The organism is Alcaligenes faecalis (assembly GCF_002443155.1).
Classification (GTDB): domain Bacteria; phylum Pseudomonadota; class Gammaproteobacteria; order Burkholderiales; family Burkholderiaceae_B; genus Alcaligenes; species Alcaligenes faecalis.
The window spans coordinates 1,571,877-1,587,630 of sequence record NZ_CP023667.1 but is presented as its reverse complement, the minus strand read 5'-3'; the positions used below and the strand labels follow the sequence as shown (position 1 = coordinate 1,587,630).

Annotated in this window: 13 protein-coding genes; all 13 read right to left on the bottom strand. The window is 52.8% G+C overall.

Going from position 1 to position 15,754, the window contains the following annotated elements; genetic code table 11:
* Positions 1-975: 975 nt before the first annotated feature.
* The 13 genes from CPY64_RS07370 to CPY64_RS07310 all read right to left on the bottom strand — a co-directional run bounded on the left by CPY64_RS07370 (position 976) and on the right by CPY64_RS07310 (position 15,711).
* Positions 976-1,224, bottom strand: a complete 249-nt coding sequence (locus tag CPY64_RS07370) for a hypothetical protein (protein ID WP_042480240.1) — start codon at positions 1,222-1,224, stop codon at positions 976-978.
* Positions 1,221-1,841 carry a transglycosylase SLT domain-containing protein gene (locus CPY64_RS07365; protein ID WP_080723672.1) on the bottom strand — a complete coding sequence of 207 codons (621 nt, stop codon included), beginning with the start codon at positions 1,839-1,841 and terminating at the stop codon, positions 1,221-1,223. The genes CPY64_RS07370 and CPY64_RS07365 overlap by 4 nt, the downstream gene beginning before the upstream one ends.
* Before the next feature lies 1 nt (position 1,842).
* Positions 1,843-2,301, bottom strand: coding sequence for a hypothetical protein (locus tag CPY64_RS07360; protein ID WP_035272441.1), 459 nt, complete (start codon positions 2,299-2,301; stop codon positions 1,843-1,845).
* Positions 2,302-2,393: 92 nt separating this feature from the next.
* Positions 2,394-2,939 carry a hypothetical protein gene (locus CPY64_RS07355; protein ID WP_042480238.1) on the bottom strand — a complete coding sequence of 182 codons (546 nt, stop codon included), beginning with the start codon at positions 2,937-2,939 and terminating at the stop codon, positions 2,394-2,396.
* Positions 2,940-2,943: 4 nt separating this feature from the next.
* On the bottom strand, positions 2,944-3,969 hold the full coding sequence (locus tag CPY64_RS07350; protein WP_123794735.1) for a hypothetical protein: 1,026 nt from the start codon (positions 3,967-3,969) through the stop codon (positions 2,944-2,946).
* A gap of 519 nt (positions 3,970-4,488) precedes the next feature.
* Entirely contained in the window at positions 4,489-4,806 is a 318-nt protein-coding gene (locus CPY64_RS07345) for a hypothetical protein (RefSeq protein WP_054513283.1), read from the bottom strand.
* Between the two features lie 184 nt (positions 4,807-4,990).
* On the bottom strand, positions 4,991-5,371 hold the full coding sequence (locus tag CPY64_RS07340; RefSeq protein ID WP_226791348.1) for a hypothetical protein: 381 nt from the start codon (positions 5,369-5,371) through the stop codon (positions 4,991-4,993).
* A 3-nt stretch (positions 5,372-5,374) separates the two neighbouring features.
* Positions 5,375-12,667, bottom strand: a complete 7,293-nt coding sequence (locus tag CPY64_RS07335) for a hypothetical protein (protein ID WP_052362851.1) — start codon at positions 12,665-12,667, stop codon at positions 5,375-5,377.
* A complete protein-coding gene (locus CPY64_RS07330; RefSeq protein WP_042480227.1) occupies positions 12,654-13,070 on the bottom strand; it encodes a hypothetical protein in 417 nt (138 codons plus the stop codon). The genes CPY64_RS07335 and CPY64_RS07330 overlap by 14 nt, the downstream gene beginning before the upstream one ends.
* Positions 13,067-13,543 (bottom strand): DUF1833 family protein, encoded by a 477-nt coding sequence (locus CPY64_RS07325; RefSeq protein WP_042480225.1) that lies wholly within the window; start codon positions 13,541-13,543, stop codon positions 13,067-13,069. The genes CPY64_RS07330 and CPY64_RS07325 overlap by 4 nt, the downstream gene beginning before the upstream one ends.
* Positions 13,540-13,875, bottom strand: coding sequence for a hypothetical protein (locus tag CPY64_RS07320; RefSeq protein ID WP_226791347.1), 336 nt, complete (start codon positions 13,873-13,875; stop codon positions 13,540-13,542). The genes CPY64_RS07325 and CPY64_RS07320 overlap by 4 nt, the downstream gene beginning before the upstream one ends.
* Before the next feature lie 169 nt (positions 13,876-14,044).
* Positions 14,045-15,025: a Bug family tripartite tricarboxylate transporter substrate binding protein gene (locus CPY64_RS07315; protein ID WP_226791346.1), complete on the bottom strand. Its 981-nt coding sequence runs from the start codon at positions 15,023-15,025 to the stop codon at positions 14,045-14,047.
* 77 nt (positions 15,026-15,102) lie between these two features.
* Positions 15,103-15,711 (bottom strand): RraA family protein, encoded by a 609-nt coding sequence (locus CPY64_RS07310; protein WP_042480222.1) that lies wholly within the window; start codon positions 15,709-15,711, stop codon positions 15,103-15,105.
* Positions 15,712-15,754 lie beyond the last annotated feature (43 nt).

The following is a 15,754-nucleotide window of genomic DNA, read 5'->3' as shown; positions in this document are numbered from 1 at the left end:
AAGCATTGATCTTTGGGGCTTTTCTTGGCACAGCCTGGAGCTGTGTGTATGTATTTTGGTAGGCAGTACTGGAACGGGGGTGTTTCGCTAGTCTGTTGTTATGCTTAAGCTTCCTCTTTCAAGATCGGGCCTCATACCCCCATCCATGCCCCCAAAAGTGAAAGTGCTTCTACAGAGTATCTGCCGCTCCATCAACAGACCGAATCGACACCTATACACCTTGCAACCGCCCGCCCTTGTGGCGGGCTTTTTTTTCGCTTGCGACGCGGGGAACGAACCGACCATAGACTACATTTCAGTGGCACCCGTCACCAGACAAGTGAACAATGTGAAATACCAAGTGCCAAATACCGATCACCCAACCTCAATTTAGCAGTCAAGCGGCTGACCTACGCATGCCCCACATTTCAATTGAAGAAATTAAGAATCAGTTTTCTAGCTGGGTTCTCCTGAACGAACGACGAACCATCCAAGGGATTAAAGCTCCTGGGGTCTACTTATTAGCACTCAGTGACGATCAGCCCGCGTCCTACAGAGAAACCCAAGACTCTCTAATTTACATTGGAGAGACTACAAGACAAACTTTACTCAAAAGATTGTCATCCTTTGAGCGGTCATGTACGAGCGACCGCCTCGGTCACTCAGGCGGGGTCAGTTTCCGCAAGTCATTTCCCTCACCCCTTGAAGCCAAAAATCTATGGGTGTCCATTCTGCCGGTCAACCTGGATAACACTCATCAGAGTCACGCGTACATTAAGTTTGTTGAACGGGCTTTAATTTGGGACTATGTGAGCAAAAACAATCGGCCACCGACATTCAATATTGGATAAGCACGGAAAGTATCAGAGCCTAACTCCACATAGCCTAGCCCACGTCTCCGCCTCCGTTTCAACATATCGCAACACTCGTACCGGCGTTGCGTCTATCTCCGCATCAGAGCGCCACTGAAACGGCCGCTGCGCAGCAGCGCAGTAGCTACCGCCTCTCGGTGTCCCGCATCCGCTTACGAGCGCGATCACGCACAGCATCATCATCAAGGCGCTCGATCGTTTCAGCTGCATCACGTCCTACCTCCACTGCGGCCATGTCCGCTTGATACTGTTTCTGCACCGCTTCACTGCGCCCCTCCTGACGCCCCACCCTCCTGGCTGTGAACCAACCGGCAGCGAGCGCGAACAAGCCCAGCACGTAGGGCCAGACCTGGGCAATGATGGCTTCGATCATGTGCCCTCCCACTGAAACTGCGCTTGGCGCCCGCGCTCCAACTTGGCCAGCACCTTGGCCGCCGCTTCGGCTTTTGTGATCTTGCCGTCCTTATTCAGGTCAAGACCCGCATTCTGTCGGTAAGTCGTGGGTCGGCTGGCTTTATCCCACAGCGTCCAGCCATCAGCCTTGCCAATGGCCGCTGGCCATAAGATCGCCATATAGACATCGGCCAGCGTCTTGAGTCGGCCTTTGTATGGCATGAAATACGCCAACACCCATTCAAGCTGCTGCTCGGCCGTCAACATTGCCAGTGCCGCTGTCGTCGTGCCCAGGCCCTTGGCAGTGTTCGGCATGAACTGAATCAGACCTGTCGCCCCACTGCCAGCAGCGTTCTTAATCGACGGGCTGAATGTCTCAGCTGACTCAAACGCCATGCACGCCATCAGGTAGTCTGGCTCTACGCCCAGGATCTGGCAGATCTCGAACAGACGATCACGGAACGCCTGAGATACCTTGCGGCCCCAGGCGAGCCGACGCAGCGGCTTGGTCTCGACGGATGCCGGCACAGCCTCCACTTTCTCCGGACGAAAAAAAAGGGCCAACAGGCCCAGAATCACATCAATCAATTTCTGCATTTCACTTCCCCAAAACCTTCATCTTCATTTCAGCAATCCAGTTTGGAATGCCCTGCTCCTGCATTCGCTGCGCCCAGCGCACCCAAGCTCCCAACACCCACCAGGCAGGAAGCCCTGCTATCAGCATGCACGGTCCCATCACATAGAAAAGGCCCATGAGACTGTGCAGATCCTCGGCGACCCCAGTATGTGCGGCCACCTGCACAGCTTGCGCCAATAAGCCCGGCTGCCAGGTGATCACCCAAATAGTCAACAGCGGCCCCAGAATGAATGAGCTCAACACCGTACATGTTGTACGACTGATGAACTCCCGTACCGTCCTGGGCGGCATAATCAACATGCCAATAAGCGCAGCGATCGCTGCTGGCGCCCCAAACGCGATGGCCACCTTTACCGCTGCCCAACCTGCACCAGCTCCGCTTGTTGGTTCCACTCTTTTCCCCTTGATAACGGTCGGCATAGCTGTCTCCCGTGAAGCGCTGCAAAAGCAGCAGACGTAAAAAAAGCCACCTCGTGTGAGTGGCTTAAAAATCCCTAGACAAATGCAACTAACTAGCCCTCGGCATCTTTTGCTTTCCCAGTCGCTCTTTTGTGCAATTGACCATAACTGTTTTGAACCTTGTGTTTAACTTTATCCTCCGCTTCCTTTCCCAAGAGCAAATCTGCCGGAATAATAGCTATAACTACAATAACCACCTGCCAAAGAGTTAAAAACACCAGTAAAACAAATGAAGCCCCACGCATCACAGGTAGATAACTATACAAAAGCTCTACTTGCCGCAGCATTGGAGCAATCACACCGACTAAAAGCAGTATCACCAATATTCCAGTCGACATGATTGCCGGTGTGAGCAATAAAGATAGGTTAGATACACTCTCTGCCTCTCTCTCCGACTCTCTAAAAGACAAGCGAAGTCTATCAGGGTAAATTATTGCTAACCAAGCACCCACCACCGCAAAAATAATTGCTGCAGTATTCCTAAGGGCCTCATAAAGAGGCCATTGCTCAGCAAAAGGTATCGCCTGCCCATATACCCATGCAGCAATCAGCATACCAAGCCCAGCTAAACCTAATGCTAGATATACGATTGCTCTCATAATTTTAACTCTCCACTAAAACGCTCAAAAGCATGGATCTTCTTTGTCTTAACACATGAGCTATCTCTTCAAGTGGAATAACACCCATAGAATCATTCAGATTATCAGTCTCGAATGATTCTTTTGCTATTGATTTACTTATCCAAAATGGCTGTCCAGCTAAACCTCGGATCTCGAACCCTACATCCTCCCAGCGTTCACCACCAACCTCTTCCTCTTGCGCTCGAATGATGTCGTCTAGCTCTTCAGGACTAGGCGTAAAGTCAAGAGCTAAATTAATCTTTTTCTCAAACCCCACTTGGCGACGCTCGTTTCCTCGGAAAAACCTCATTGCGGCTTGGAACATATTTTCATCAATCTGAACTGTTCCATCTAATTTTGCTACTTTATGGACCCGAAAAATATTTGTCTGATTTTGTCGAATAAACTCTAACTCACCACCTTTAGAGTACGGCTGCACACGAAATCTAGGCCTTATTTTTACGAACCAATCCGTCTCATTCCCAAGCGGACCATAACCTACGATATCGTCCTCTTCACGACGGACATACCCGCTTTCTATGGCCATGAACCGCTCTATATAATGTGTCATGGCATTTTTAGCGGCAACCCTACTATCAACCCTAACAGTAGCAATAACACCTTGCTCAGGGAGGGCCCAGTAATAAGTCGCGTAGCCTGGGATTGTATTTTCTACAATTTCATTGGCATGTACCTCCGGAACCTCCCCAACTTGAGTATCCATGCCAATAGAAATTACGTTCCCATCCTCTTGATGGACTTCATTCCATGTAGCAAAAATAAACTCCCCATTTGTTAGCTCCTGTACCCCCAAGAGATATACAGGCATATGCTCATCATCTTCACCAGCATCAGCTAACTTTGTTTGCCATAAGCTTCTTCCGCGTCCCCAGTCCGACAAATGCCTCAAGATTTCGGATAAATTACCAAACACAGGGTTGTCGTCACGATATCGATAAAAGCCACATCGTACTAATGAAAAAAAATTCACACTCACACGTTTTGCCACGTAGCTGCTCCACTTGAATGAATATCCATTCCGAATGTAAACAAAAACTACGTCCACGGCTAGATAAACAGACTAACGTCCATTTAATAAATACTGTTCATAAAAACAGTATAACTGTTTTCAATCATTTGTTCTACACCTCTGCCTTTCCTTCCACACCTACTCTCAGCGACTCCATATCGGTTACACCGATAAAAAATGCACTATCAGAGCAATGAGCAAAAGACCTAAATCCAGGACGATGACAGGGCTTTAATTTCAGCCGGGCTCAGGAATCGTGGATAGACGACCAACTTAGTCAGCACCCCGAACAGACCTGAGCGTGATGCCCAAGACGTCGCTTGGCCAAGCAGGAACTCGTCCGGCTTGAACTGATTTAGCACGGTGCCTGTCCCCGAACTCAAGTTGCCACTGCTCCCATTGCCGCTCCTGCCGATACCGCGCTAGATGTCGGCTCCATTTCCTCTCCCTTTTGTGCTGTTGATATGCTGCAAAAGCAGCAGACGTAAAAAAAGCCGCTTAGGCGGCTGGCTCTTCAATCAGTGTTTGCTCGCCTGTCGCTAATGGCACACCCCCAGAGAACACTGACTCGTTAGCAATGAGCCAAGCTGCCGCAGCTTGATAGGGCTGACCGCCAAAGTCGACATCAAACGGCATCATGTAATACGTTTGCCAAACCACCCCCGCTTGCCGCTCGGCCTGCTCCTGGGTGCCATGATGATCAACCTGCACAGTCCAGCCCACGCTACCGCGCTCGGTAGAAACACGCCCAATCGACTGGGCTTTGGCGGGCCCACCGTCAGTCATCATGTTCTTTGTAAAAATAGCCAATGGCATATCACGCTCCATAAAAAAAACCGCTTCTCAAGCGGCTGGATACTTTTCTTTAACGGCTCGACACTGAGCCACCCACTGCTCTACGTCCGCTGGTAGCTGCTGGCCTTGCTCCTGTATATGGCGAGCTAGCTTGTACACGGCATCGAGCTGTTCCCCGATATCGGGGTATTCTCTGCGTCGACGCTCAGCGTGGTTGTTTGGCTTGTGGTGGATTTTCAACTGTGTAGCTCCCATCTAAATATGGCCAGCGAGAAACCGTAATCTCATACACGCCAGGGTGCTGAAAAGACAGCTCAACATCGCCGCCCTCAGGGCATTCATACTGCCGCCCTTCGATCATGATCACGCTGCCAGGCCGAACATCCCGCAGCGTCAAGCCTTCAACGAAAACTGGGCATACCCTACGTGGGCGCGCTTCGCCTCCATAGAACCACCAAGAGGCATCCAACTTCCCAGGCGCCCACCCCCCATCCCAATGCTTCAATGTTGGTTGAATTACGTACTTATCAGGTCCAGATACCACATGATGAAAACGTCCATCTTTAAACAAAGAAATGACAGCCATTATTTACCTCATCGTCGCTAATGCGACTAACGTTGCTTCGGAAAAATAGCTAAAACCCAGCGAGCCCCGCGCTCCCCGCTCCTGTCGAACTTGAATAACATGCGACCCAGCTGGTAAGTCAATTTTCCCAATCGCAGCGCCGAGGCCAGATCGTGTGGCTATCTGCCCGTTTACGGTTACTTCTGTATAAGCCCCCCATCGCTCAAGTTGATCGGAGCCTACCCCATCGAACAGCCCTGAAATTCCTAAAAGTAGGCAACATTCGGTCGGATATGGGTAGCTGACGTACATCTCAAAATACCGCTCCATAATAGCGCCGCCCGTCCGTTCGGATGGCACTGATACAACAGACTGAATAGTCACAGCGTGCCCGGCAATACGTAGCGTGTCCACCTCAGCATGACCAATATGGGCTGTTTTGATTGCTGCATTCCGAATCTTGCCGCTCGCGATGGCAGCGTCAGCTATCGCCCCATTTGCCGCTGTAATACTCCCAACCGCCATTTTGTCGGCTGTGACGCTCTTTGCCGCCAGCTTATCTGCCGTAATAGAGCCAGCCACAACCTTTACAGCAGTAACGCTATTAGCTGCCAGCTTTTCGGCCGTTACGGAAGTCGCGGCCAACTTGTCCGCAGTCACTGAGTTAGCAGCCAGTTTGGCCGCGATCACGCTATTTGCGGCCAGCTTGTCAGCGGTCACTGCATTGGCTTCAATCTTGCTAGCATTTACGCTCCCTGCCGCAATTTTCGTTGCCGTTACCGAATCCGCCGCCAGCTTATCGGCGGTAATGGCACCTGCCGCGATATTGCTTGCGGCCACGCTATTAGCCGCCAATTTTCCGGCCACCACCGACCCGGCAGCCAGCTTATCAGCCGTAATAGCACCATCAACAATCAACTCTGCGGAAGCCGCACGACGCAGAAAGAAATCACCAACAATAAAGCCCGATGTGCTGGTCTCCGGGTACTGCTGATAATAAATCTGCATAGTTGCCGCTTTTGCTGGCGTGGTGACAGGCAGGACCACATCCTGAGGCACCGCAGAACTTGTTGTGTGATTTAGCAGAACATTTGCCCCGGAAATATGCTCACCGTTGGCGTCATAGAAATACACGATCGTTCTGAATACCGAGGTTCCAGCATTGAACCGCCGGTGCCGGAAGGACAAAACATAGTCCTGACCGCCCTGCAGCTCAATATTCCCGGCACGCAAAAAGGGGCCACCCCACGCAGTGCCTGGGTTCGGCGCTGTTGCACGCAAGACTCCCCCGCTAAACCCCCAACCAACAGTCGATGTACCAGCCGGTACTGCAGCGACCCAGGAGGGGATAGACCAGAGCGCACTTTCCCCACCCAGTGATACGGTAGGATCAGGGTGCAAGTTCGATCGATCGGCCACGACCAAGTGCTTCGCAGTGATCGCATTTGCAGCAATCTGTTCAGCGCCAACAGCCCCTGCTGAAATCTTCGCCGCAGTAATCGAGTTCGCGGCAATTTTGTCAGCCGTCACAGCATTCGAAGCTACCTTATCCGCTGTAATGGCTCCCGTGACAATCTTGTCACCCGTGATAGTCGTCGCGGCGATCTTGTCACCAGTAACAACACCATCCTGGAGCTTCCCCACCGTAATTGCACCAGCGGACAAATGCTCGGCCGCAATTGCTCCTGCTGCCACCTTTGCTGCGGTCACAGAATTTGCTGCCAAGTGATCAGCCGTGATCGCACTGGCCGCCACCTTTTGAGCAGTTACCGCTCCATCAACAATGAGCTCCCCTTGCGCCATGGCCCGCAACGAGGGGTTTCTGATCCACATATAGCCGCCTGTGGACGCAGCTTGATTGTCATTGGCGAACACCTTAAGACGCACTCTTTCCGATGTATCGAACTCGACCTCGTTCGTATACAAGCGATAATCGTCCGAAGAAGTGGCGAAAGAGCCCAAAAAACGACGCGGCGAGAATGGTGAGCCGTCCTCTTTTACAACCTCAAACACTTGCCGCGCCCCATCCGTCTGGCTAGTCATCTCGACAGAAAACAGGTATCGCGTCCCCGCCCGAATCTCAAACAGGGTATCCAGCACCACTGATCTCTTATGCTGCAACCAAGCAGAGCCACTGGTGGTGTTAAAGGAAAACCCCACTCGACGCCAAGAAACCCCATTAGCTCGATCTGTCCATCCGTAAGTGTCAGGAATCAAGTTCGTGGGTGAAGAAACCACCAGCTTTTCCGCCGTGATCGAATCGGCAGCAATATGACTCGCGTTAACAGCACCGGCAGCGATTTTGGCAGCATCAACTGCATTTGCGGCGATCTTCTCAGAGGAAATGGCATTGGCCGCCACCTTGTCTGCAGTGATAGCGCCCGTCACGATCTTGTCACCCGTGATCGTCGTAGCAGCAATTTTGTCTCCAGTAACGGCACCATCGTGGATCTTTCCCACAGTAATTGCGCCTGCCGCCAAATGCTCCGCCGCAATAGCTCCTGCTGCCACCTTTGCTGCAGTCACAGCGTTGGCAGACAAATGATCAGCGGTAATAGCATTAGCAGCCACTTTTTCTGCGGTGACACTACCATCCACAATCAACTCACCCGTCGCCCGCTTGACCATGGTCAGCCCAGCAAAGGATTGTGCCGCCCCTCTCTCTACCCCATTGGTGTGGTTGATGTAGTAGCGAAAGCGATGCAAATGCGTAGTGCCATCGCTGATCGTTACCGTTGTTGAAAACCGCGTCCAGCTCGTGGGTACGATCCGATTGGAAAGCACATAAACACCCGAGCCATCCCCTTTGGACTTAGTAAAGGCATGTGCACCTGACTGATTCCGCCCTTCTATATAAACGCGGCTATCAGCCCGATCGGCCATGGCCCAGATCGTGATCTGATACTCAGCCCCAGGCTCTACCGGGATAGGATCGAAGGTGGAATCCCTCGTGCCAGTTTCTCCTGCAGGGGAGCAGTAAGACCAGGGCAAACCCTCCGGAGCACTGTTCTCATCCACTACAAATCGAGGCGGCCAGCCAAGTTTGGCCTGGTCAAGTCCCATTTCCCCGGCGCCGTTCGGGATCAGATTGCCATTTGCGCCCACAAACAACTTAGACGCAATCACAGCACCTGCCGCAATTTTCTCAGTTGCCACCGATCCCGCTGCAAGATGCGGAGTCTGGATCGCGTTATCAGCAATCTGAGTGCCTGCAATTTCCCCCGTAAGCTTTGCTGCACTCATATCTGCGATCTGCTGATCGGTGATCTTGCCAGCAATATCATCCGCATCGACACTCGACACATACTCGGTGCCATCCCACCGGTACAGCTTGCCCTTCCAAACGATGCTCGATGTCGACTTTACGGTCGGCAGTGGCTTGTTATCGGCGATGACCGTAACCGGCTCTGTACCAAGCAAGAACTTGTCCGGCCCAATCGACTGCGGTGCAACATCCGCCACCGCCTTTTCATACTTTTTGGTCGCGGCATTCCACGCGTACAAAACGCCTTTCCAGGAGACAGTGGTTGTCACCTTGGAAGTAGGTAGTTGGCCACTGTCGGAGATCGTGGTCACTGGCTCTATGCCAGGCAAGAACTTGTCTGGCCCGAGCGACTCGGGCGCGACATCAGCCACCGCCTTCTCGTACTTTTTAGTCGCAGCATTCCATGCGTACAGGACGCCTTCCCAAGCAACAGTAGTCGTCACCTTGGAAGTAGGTAATTGGCCACTGTCGGGGATCGTGGTCACTGGCTCTATGCCAGGCAAGAACTTGTCTGGCCCGAGCGACTCGGGCGCGACATCAGCCACCGCCTTCTCGTACTTCTTCGATGCGGCGCTCCAGACATACAGCGCACCCTTCCAGAGCACGCTTGACGTCGATTTTGCGGTGGGCAACGCTCCCGAATCAGGAATAATCCTGACTGGCTCCACGCCTTGGGCGAACTTTGTTTCAGTCAACGCACCATCAGCCAGCTTTTCCGCTGTGACTGAGCCTTCAGCCAAACGCTTGGCCAGATCCAGATCCTCCGCCAGATCCGCATCGCCCACTTTACCCAGCGTGACATTAACGGGACCAGCGTATGCGCTAGAGAGCACACCGTCTACGCTCTCATGCTTGGCCCATACTCGCCATGTTTCACCCAACCCAGCGCTAAACGAGACAGGACCGTGATGTGACTCAGCCACAGGCTTTGCCGACGATACGGTAGAGGTAGCGCCTTGTGCGGCATAAACAATCGTACGGGCATGGCCATGCCCCGTTTCATACGCAGCAGGGCTCCAACTCACAATTACTGTTCCCAAGCTCGCGACCGCCGACAAGTCCTTTACCGTAGGTGGAGGCGTCTTATCTTTGGTTTGCACCTGGTCAAAGTTCTTGCCCAGCTTTGCGGTACGGATAAGCGCATCTGTAGAGAGCTGTCCAGACGTATTGCGGGCACGCAACGCAAAAGTCCAATCCCCCTCTTGAGGCAGGACACTCTCAAACGTCGCCGTGTGAAAGCCGCTTCCCAATGGCGTCATTGCATCCCAATTAGGCGCAGCATGCTTTCCTGTTATGTAGCGAATCTCGGCGCCGGCCAAATCAAAAGGTGGGTCATTCTCCAAATACTCAAAAGCATACCGACGCAACCCGCCAGCAATTTCTGTAATCAGCAAAGAGTCATAATTCCAGGGCGGCAGATCCGTGACTTGCGTCACATAGAAAATGCTCGCTGCCGGGCCTGCACGGGTATGGCCCATCGGACGTACTTGCACCATCCAATTCCCAGCCACATCAATGCGGAAAGTCGCCTGACGAGTGAAGGTGTCCGCAACATGGGAGAGTTCATGACCCTCCGGCCCCGCCCAAATCTCTGCAGACGCCAGCTCCCCACGAGCATCAAAGGTGATCGTCAGCTCAGTAAACTGCGTATTTCCTTGTGCAGTTTGCTGCTCAGTCACACGCAAGCTGTGCACTACCGGCGTTTCATCTCGCGAAAGCTCGCTATCGCTACCGGCTGGCTCGTATGCCCCATTGATCACATAGTCCCAGAACTCATCAGACTCGGGCACAACAGCAACCTGCGCACCACCCAAACCGGTCTGCATTTGCATCCCAGCCACGCGGACTCGCGCACCCGGCGTAGGCTTAAAGTCGTAGAACCAAAGCGTATCATGCGCCGGATTATCCCCATCTTCACCGGGAAATAACGCATCCTCGGGCCATGGGTCTTTAAGCTGCAACGTTACGGCGCCCGCACTCGGCCGCACCACCCGGAAAACGCGGTAAATAGACTCGCCAGGAATGCGCAGACCGATAAACGGTTCAGCAGCCCCAACGCCATGGACAGACTCATCCGGCACAGGGGCATCTAGTCGCAGCGTAACAATGCCCTGCTCATCTCGCGCAGCCGCAGTAAGGCGTCCACCAAAACCCCACTGAGTCATATCGTGACTGATGGCCAACACAGACATACGCTGATAATCGAGGTGCTCCAGATCAGTTTCATACTGAATATCTTTAAACTGATACAGCGACTGACCCAAGTGAAAGCGTGCCATGACTGCAGCATGTTCCGTTGTGGTAACCCCATCGCCCGTTATGCGCACGGGGTTTAGCATGACGGTCTTACCTGGGGCATACACATAGATCGAATCTTGCTCCCAAGTCTCGCGGTTCAGGTACGAATAAACAATACCGTCGGCAGCACTAGCCAGCTCATAACTGACCTGGAACGTAGCCTTTTTGATGGTGGCCATGTTGACCACCCCATCCAACGGTTGGTTATCCCATGCCCACACCACGCCCCATTTACCGTTAAAAAAACCAAAGGATCCCAAACCACATCGGGCCACCTGATTGAGTAGATCCACGTTGCTGCGGTCATCGTTAATCAGCGCATCGTGTCGCAAATTGTTGGCCGTGCAATGCAGCATGAAGGCTTTAAGACCTTCAATATCAATCTGATCATCCGGCAAACCCATGCCAGCGACAAGACGACGACCACCTGGGGCATCAGAATCATCTACGTAAATGCCCCGCGCCAATAACAAGATTTGTGCGCCTGGATTGGACAGACCATTCTCCACAGTCGTCGCCTGGGTCCAGGCATGGCCGTTCCAAATAGGCATAGCACGGGCCAGAAACCGACCTTTGATCTCCTTCAAGCTGCCATTGAGTTGGCCTGTGGCCTTTATCCGAACGCCGATGCGAGACTGGCCAGCGTAATCACCATCGTCGGGCCGAATACTTTTCAACTGTGTCCAGGTCGCATTACGTACGGTTTTGGCATCATCACTACTGCCACCACTGGCATTGCGCCAGGCCACCTCATACTGCCCCAACTCGACAGAAATATTCTCGGTGCGACGCAGCGGCTTAACTGTTCTATTCTGCAGGTACACCGATGGCACTGCAGTCCATTCGCTCTGGCCGACACGACGATACCGCCCTTCAAGCATCAGATCACGGCTTTGCATGCCTTTACTGCCCTGCCCATAGAGCTGGATTTCAAAGTCACACTGAATACGCACCGTATCAGCAGAGGTGGTGCGGGTCACCCACCCACCATCTGCTCCCAACTCACCACCATCAGTCGCATCAGGGTTAGTGAATAACGGTATGCTTTGATCGGGCATGCCAGTAAACCCACGGGTCCATACATGCACATCCTGATAGTCTCCCAAATCGGTATTACCATTTAGTAGCGCACCTTCAAAACGGTCCACATTCAAGCCCGCATTGAAGATCGCACCTAAGAGTTGCTCATCGCCCTCGTACCAGGTATAGGGCAGACTTGCATAATCAGGCGCGTACTGAAGCTCTCCCAACAACAGCGGCAAGGCCTCATGCTGGCGCGCAGCATTATTGCCAGGCGCGATGGCGTATACCGGCTCACGACCGAAATCAACGCTATCAACCTTGGGCACGGAAGGGGCCAGCACTTTGTTGATGAGCAAAGAGCCACCCATGAATACCGCTGTGGCCGCGAGCGTCCCAAACTTAGCAGCAATAAGACCACCAGCCGACCCGATACCGAATGTGAAGTAAGCCAACGCAGCGATGGCTACCAGTTGCAAGGCCTCTTTCTCCACGACCGAGCGAACCGCAATGACTGTGCCGTGCTTAGGCTTTACACGCGCCCAGTGCTCGGGAGCAATAGGACACCCGTTGATGGATACCGCATACTTGCACACCTGCAGGTTCGGAACGTGGCGCTCCAAAAAAGAAAGCAGGCTTTCGCCTGCTCTCAAATCTGCTGGGGTATTTGTCTGCCCCTCAAGGGTCAATGGGTGCGGGGTAACAACCAGCCGCCCTTCATCAATTCTGTTCATTTTGATTTTTCCAGCGATAAAACCCAACGACCCGCAAACTCAACATGGGCAAGGCCGACAGCCTATGCAAACTCGCGTACCCTAGCGAAACCGAGGTATGCAACACGTAGGGCTGATAATTGAGAAAGAAATACGTACCAATGTGCCCTGGCAGATCCTGCCCAGCGCTTTGCATCAACACCAAATCCCCATCACGCGGCTCAATGACCTCAATCGCCAATTCATCAGCCATCGCTTGAATTGCCAATGCCTGCCCTCGCTGACCACGTGGGCGCGGCCTGGCGGCAGGCAAAACAACCTCACGGGAAAATATCTCCCGAGCAACGTCGATGGCCAAGTCAGCGCAGTCGTAGCTATCTGCACGATGTGGCCTGCCAACAAACTGATTCACCAGCTTGATCATTGAAAAATCCCCGGCGCCGTACGCTTGTCGTATCGCAGCGTCACCGCAGAACGGTTCAGAATCGAATCCATGGACGGCCTGGCCGAAATGCTTGAGCTGTCCACGGCCACCACAGAAATGGGAAGGCTCAATTTCATGGCGTGCACATCTGGCATGGCACGGTCAATCATGATGATGTTGCACCACACCTCTTCACCAGGCTCCCTGATGGACTCTAACTCGCGCAGTATGTCACCGCCTGTGTTAGCCATTTCCAGCACCATTTTGGGGCTCTCGCCTTCGCCCGAGTCGGGAAGCGTGAACTGAAATGGGTATCCAACATACGTGACGCCTCGGCTGACCCAGGCCTTGGTATCGTTGGCCAACCGAAACGGGGCTGAAAAAGAGGAGTGCGCCACCTCCACCAGCACCACCACGCCATCTGGGTCTGTCACTCTTTGCCGGTTTCGGCGAAACTCTCTAGTGATCGTCATCGCATGTACTCCAAAGTCACCGTGCGCTCGGCATAGTGAAAACCACCCGTCAGCGGGATCAACGTGCCAATGTCTCCACCCTTAAAGCGCATCGGACGCGTGACGCGGTAACGATGGTCATACACATCAAACCACCCCACACGGCGTATGGTGTCGAAGTACCAACTGTCAAAACTGACGGTATCCTCCCTGCCGCGAAAGAAAAGAGTGGCTTCTGTCTCGACCATCACCTGCGAGTTCAGCACCTCCTGCTTCACAGGACCGCGCTCCATTTCGGTGCGCTTCACAGATGGGTCAAAGCGCTCACCAAAACCCTCAAGCAGAATTGACACGTAATCTGGTAGTTTTGCCATAGATTCAGATAAAAAAGCCCGTCAAGCAGATGCCTGACGGGCTGAATGGTATGTTGCTAAAACCAACAAAATAAATCTCTACTGAGCGAGGAGTTGCACGGCCATAAAATAGCCCGCTAGTAGATGTGACTCCTAGAACGGGGTCTGCCTATTCCAACTTAGCGCCGGACAATTCAACCAACCCTTTAAACCGCAGAATCTCCGACAACACGAAAGCATCAAGCTGCTCAGGATTTAACTTTTCTCCGATCTGCACGCCCATGTTTTCCAGTTGCTCAATGATCGCCGGTTCTTGCAAAATCTTGGCAATCTCTTGATTCAAACGCTCCACAACTTGTACAGGGGCATCAGCATGCGTAGCCACACCGTACCAGGCCGCAGCATGCATATCGGTCAGGCCCAACTCCTCAAAAGTGGGGACATCTGGCAATACGTGCAACCGCTTAGCAGACGCCACTGCCAACGCACGCAGTGAGCCAGCCCTGACCTGAGCCAAAGACCCCGTGTCCAACATCAATTCGATATTGCCCCCCATAAGATCGGTGACTGCTGGCCCACTCCCTTTGTAGGGAATGTGAGTAATATTTATCCCCGCGCTCTGAATTAACTGGGACGCAGCCAAATGCTGGGATGAGCCAACCCCCGCCGAACCATAGTTCAGTTTTCCTGGGTTTTCCTTGGCATAATCCAAAAGCTGTGGCGCTGTCTGGAACTGCGAATTAGCCGGCACCTCAAGCACATTCGGAATGGCGCCAATCAATGCCACGTGGGAAAAGTCCTTTTGTGCGTCGTACCCTATCTTCGAGTACAAGTGCGGATTGATCGCATTCGTTGAGCTGGTCGTCATCAATAAGGTATACCCATCTGCCACCTCCCTGACAAATGACGTGGTACCAATATTGCCTCCCGCACCAGCCTTATTCTCAATGACAATTGGCTGACCCAACTCCTCTCCCAAGCGCTTACCGATAATTCGAGCAATCACATCGGTCGCACCACCCGGAGCCCAAGGCACGATCATACGAATTGGTTTATTGGGATATACGGCTTCCTGGGCCTGTGCAGGAGCAAGAGTTGCAAACGCCGCCACCGCCAAGAGCGGAGCAAACAAAATTTTAGCTTTCAACACAATACAGTCTCCCTATGTTTTTTTATGCGCTAGCGCGCTAATCAAATTCAGCAACTTGAGCAGACAAGACACAGCACTTACTTAATAACGGAGTTCAACCAAGCATCGTCGTAAACACCCGCAGCAATATCTGCCAATATTCGCTGCTCATTCGCATGAAGCTCACGTGCTTGACGTGCAACTTGTGCTGCTTGCTCAGCAGCGACGAACACCACGCCATCAGCATCCCCCAGAACTACATCGCCCGGAGAGACCACATTTCCATCGACACTAATCACCTGATTGATGGCGCCTGGGCCGTTCTTGTATGGACCTCTGGGTGTGATGCTTCTTCCGTAACAAGGAAAACCATCACGGATGAAAGCATCGACATCGCGCACTGCGCCATCTACAACAAACCCGATAACTCCACGTGCGCGCGCAGCGCTTAGCAGTATTTCACCGACCAGAGCTCGCTCAGTATTCCCCGCGCCATCAATGACAAGTACATCGCCAGGCTGAGCCTGACGTAGCGCCGCATGAATATACAAATTGTCCCCTGGCGCCACTTGCACCGTAAGCGCGCGTCCCAATACAGGCTGCACACCATGCATTGCTTTCAACCCTTGAGAGCCTCGTAGCCGATCTAAGCTATCGGAGACTAAAGAAGAAGAAAGCCCAGAGAATAAACTCAACAAATCGTCCATACCCCTCCCTTACTTAAGCACACTCATCAACGTCTACGCCGTC

What these genes read in the sequence shown, in the direction of transcription:
- CPY64_RS07370 (WP_042480240.1), bottom strand. Translation starts at nt 1,224, where the DNA reads ATGATCGAAGCCATCATTGCCCAGGTCTGGCCCTACGTGCTGGGCTTG.
- CPY64_RS07365 (WP_080723672.1), bottom strand. Translation starts at nt 1,841, where the DNA reads ATGCAGAAATTGATTGATGTGATTCTGGGCCTGTTGGCCCTTTTTTTT.
- CPY64_RS07360 (WP_035272441.1), bottom strand. Translation starts at nt 2,301, where the DNA reads ATGCCGACCGTTATCAAGGGGAAAAGAGTGGAACCAACAAGCGGAGCT.
- CPY64_RS07355 (WP_042480238.1), bottom strand. Translation starts at nt 2,939, where the DNA reads ATGAGAGCAATCGTATATCTAGCATTAGGTTTAGCTGGGCTTGGTATG.
- CPY64_RS07345 (WP_054513283.1), bottom strand. Translation starts at nt 4,806, where the DNA reads ATGCCATTGGCTATTTTTACAAAGAACATGATGACTGACGGTGGGCCC.
- CPY64_RS07340 (WP_226791348.1), bottom strand. Translation starts at nt 5,371, where the DNA reads ATGGCTGTCATTTCTTTGTTTAAAGATGGACGTTTTCATCATGTGGTA.
- CPY64_RS07335 (WP_052362851.1), bottom strand. Translation starts at nt 12,667, where the DNA reads ATGAACAGAATTGATGAAGGGCGGCTGGTTGTTACCCCGCACCCATTG.
- CPY64_RS07330 (WP_042480227.1), bottom strand. Translation starts at nt 13,070, where the DNA reads ATGATCAAGCTGGTGAATCAGTTTGTTGGCAGGCCACATCGTGCAGAT.
- CPY64_RS07325 (WP_042480225.1), bottom strand. Translation starts at nt 13,543, where the DNA reads ATGACGATCACTAGAGAGTTTCGCCGAAACCGGCAAAGAGTGACAGAC.
- CPY64_RS07310 (WP_042480222.1), bottom strand. Translation starts at nt 15,711, where the DNA reads ATGGACGATTTGTTGAGTTTATTCTCTGGGCTTTCTTCTTCTTTAGTC.